Below are 3,362 nucleotides of genomic sequence, written 5' to 3'. Positions count from 1 at the left end.
GAGGAGGAGCAGGCGGTGTCGACGGTGACGGCGGGGCCCTCCAGGCCGAAGGTGTAGGCGACGCGGCCGGAGACGACACTCCCCTGGGTGCCGGTGAGTCCGTAGCCCTCGACGCGCTCGGGGTGCTCCTCGACGCGGAACGCGTAGTCGTGGTGCATGGCGCCGGCGAAGATGCCGGTGCGGCTGCCCCGCACGGTGTCGAGGTCGATCCCGGCGCGCTCGAACACCTCCCAGGACGCCTCCAGCAGGAGGCGTTGCTGCGGGTCCATGGCCAGCGCCTCGCGCGGTGAGATGCCGAAGAGTTCGGCGTCGAAGTCGCCCGCGTCGTAGAGGAATCCGCCTTCGCGGGCGTAGCTGGTGCGGAGGCGTTCGGGATCGGTGTCGAAGAGGGTTTCGAGGTCCCAGCCGCGGTCGGTGGGGAACTCGGTGATGGCGTCGCGGCCCTCGTGCACGAGGTCCCACAGGTCCTCCGGCGAGGTGACGCCACCCGGGTATCGGCATGCCATGCCGACGACGGCGATGGGCTCGTCGGCGCCGGTGTGGGCCAGGACGGGTTCGACCGCCGCGGCTGCGGTCTCCTCGGCGTGGTCGTCGCTGACGAGCGCGGTGAGCAGGAACCGGGCCGCCGCGGCCACCGTCGGGTGGTCGAAGACCAGGGTGGCGGGGAGCCGTACGCCGGTGGCGGCGCCGAGCTGGTTGCGCAGTTCGACGGCGGTGAGGGAGTCGAAGCCGAGTTCCTTGAACGCCTTTTCGGGGCGGATCGCGCCCGGATCGGCGTGTCCGAGGACGGTGGCCACGGCGGTGCGCACGATGTCGAGCAGCTCGTGCTCGCGCTCGGCGGGGGCGAGGGCGGCGAGGCGCCGGGTGAGGGTGGCGGCGCCCGCGTCGGCACCGGTCTGCACGGTGCGCCGCGCCGGAACCCGGACCAGCCCCCGGAACAGGCCGGGCAGCAGTCCGGAGGCGGCCCGGCCGCGCAGGGTGGCGTGGTCCAGGCGGGCCGGTACGAACAGGGCGTGGCCGGGGGTGCGCAGGGCGGCGTCCATCAGGGCGAGCCCGTGGTCGTCGGCGAGGGGGAGGATGCCGGCGCGTGTCATCCAGCCGAGGTCGCCGTCGGCTAGGTGGGCCAGCATGCCGCTGGACTGCTCCCACAGTCCCCAGGCGAGCGAGGTGGCGGGCAGTCCCTCCGCGGTCCTGCGGTGGGCGAGGGCGTCGAGGAAGGCGTTGGCGGCGGCGTAGTTGCCCTGCCCGGGGTTGCCGAACACACCGGCGACGGAGGAGAAGAGGACGAAGGCGTCCAGGCCGGCGTCACGGGTCAGCTCGTGCAGATGCCAGGCCGCGTCCGCCTTCGGACGCATCACCGCATCCAGCCGCTCCGCCGTCAACGACCCCACCACACCGTCGTCCAGCACACCCGCGCAGTGCACGACCCCGGACAACCGACCCGGCAACGACCCCAACAACGCCGCCACCGCATCCCGCTCCGCCACATCACACGCCACGACCTCCACCGACTCCGCACCCAACCCACGAAGCTCATCGACGAGTTCAGCCGCACCCGGCGCCTCCGCACCCCGCCGGCTCGTCAGCACCAGACGCCTCACCCCGTGCTCACCCGCCAGATGCCGCGCCACCAGCGCACCCAGCGCCCCGGTCCCACCCGTGACCAGAACCGTCCCGTCCGGGCGCCACACGGGTTCCCGCGAGCCGGCGGGGGCAGTGGAGCGCAGCAAGCGCGGTGCGAGCAGCGTCCCGCCGCGTACGGCGACCTGGGACTCCCCCGTCGCGAGGGCCGCGTCCAGGACGTCGGCGCGGTCGTCCCACGGGTCGAGGTCGACGAGGAGGAAACGGTCCTGGTTCTCGGCCTGCGCGGAACGGATCAGGCCCCAGATCGGCGCGTGGACGAGGTCGGTGAGGTCCTCGCCCTCGCGGACGGAGACGGCGCCGCGTGTGACGACGGCCAGCCGGGACAGCGCGAACCGCTCGTCGGCGAGCCAGTCGCGGACCAGAGCGAGCAGGTCGGAGGTGGCTCGGCGGGCGGTCTCCGCCGACACGGTCTCGCTCGCGACCGGTTCGAGCGCGAGGACGACGGTCGACGGCACGGCGAGCCCACCGTCCAGGGCGGCCCGCAGCGCGCCGAGGTCGGCGAAGTCCGGTCCGCCGAGGCGTACTTGGTCGCCGGTGTTCGGTCCGGGCCGGGGCGGCAGGGCGGTCCAGTCGACGACGTGCAGGCCGTCCCGCTGCGTGCCGCCCGGTCGGTCGGCGGCGACCGGCCGCAGGACGAGCGAGTCGGCGTGCGCCACGACCCGGCCCTGGCCGTCGGCCGCGGTCAGGGCCACCGTGTCCGTGCCGAGCGAGGTCATGCGGATGCGCAGCGCGGTGGCGCCGGTGGCGTGCAGGGACACCCCGCTCCACACGAACGGCAGTCGTACGCCCGGCTCCTCGCCCTTGGCCGCGCGCAGCAGTTGCTCGGCGTGCAGCGCGGCGTCGAGCAGCGCCGGGTGGAGGCCGAATGCGCCTGCCTGAGACGCCTGTTCGGGCGCGAGGGCCACGTCGGCCCATACGGTCGTGCCCTGTCGCCAGGCGGCTTTGAGTCCCTGGAACGCGGGCCCGTAGGCGTAGCCGACGGCTGCTGCGGAGTCGTAGAACCCGTCCAGGTCCACGGACTCGGCGCCCGGCGGCGGCCACTGCGTCAGCTCCGCCCCGGCACCGGCCGCTGCGCGCGCGAGGGACCCGGTCGCATGCCGCGTCCACGGCGCGTCGGCGTCGTCCGCGGGGCGGGCGTACACGCTCACGGTGCGGCGCCCGGAGCCGTCCGGGGCGGCCAAGACGGTCTGCACCTGCACCGCGCCGCGCTCGGGCAGCACCAAAGGCGTTTCGAGGGTGAGTTCTTCGAGGTGGTCGCAGCCGGCCTCGTCCCCTGCGCGCACGGCGAGTTCGAGGAAGGCGGTCCCGGGCAGCAGCACGGCGCCGTCGGCGCCGTGGTCGGCGAGCCACGGGTGGCTCCGCAGCGACAGCCGCCCGGTCAGCACGTACTGGTCTCCCTCGGCGACCCGGACCACGGCTCCGAGCAGCGGATGCCCCGCCTCGCCGAGTCCGGCGGAGGCCACGTCGGCGGCTGCGGAGTCCGGGGTGTCGAGCCAGTGACGCTGCCGCTGGAAGGGGTAGGTCGGCAGTTCGGTGGCCACGTCGGCGCCGTCGGCCTCGTTGAGGAGGGTCCAGTCGACGGGGACGCCGCGGCTCCACGCGGTGCCGAGCGAGGCGTACAGACGCGCCAGGCCGCCCTCCCCACGGCGCAGGGTGCCCGTCGCGCACACCTCCACACCCACGTCCTGAGCCGTCTCCTCCACCCCGTACATCAACAC

Annotated in this window: 1 protein-coding gene; it reads right to left on the bottom strand. The window is 74.4% G+C overall.

The window, feature by feature from the left end:
• Window positions 1–3,362 (bottom strand): type I polyketide synthase (locus VKA29_RS00160; protein WP_324783037.1); only part of this gene is annotated, 3,362 nt, incomplete at both ends.

Origin of the sequence: Streptomyces sp. H51, assembly GCF_035656535.1 — a bacterium.
Lineage (GTDB): Bacteria > Actinomycetota > Actinomycetes > Streptomycetales > Streptomycetaceae > Streptomyces.
Note: the sequence above shows the minus strand (reverse complement) of the source record. Positions and strands in the feature narration are given on the sequence as shown.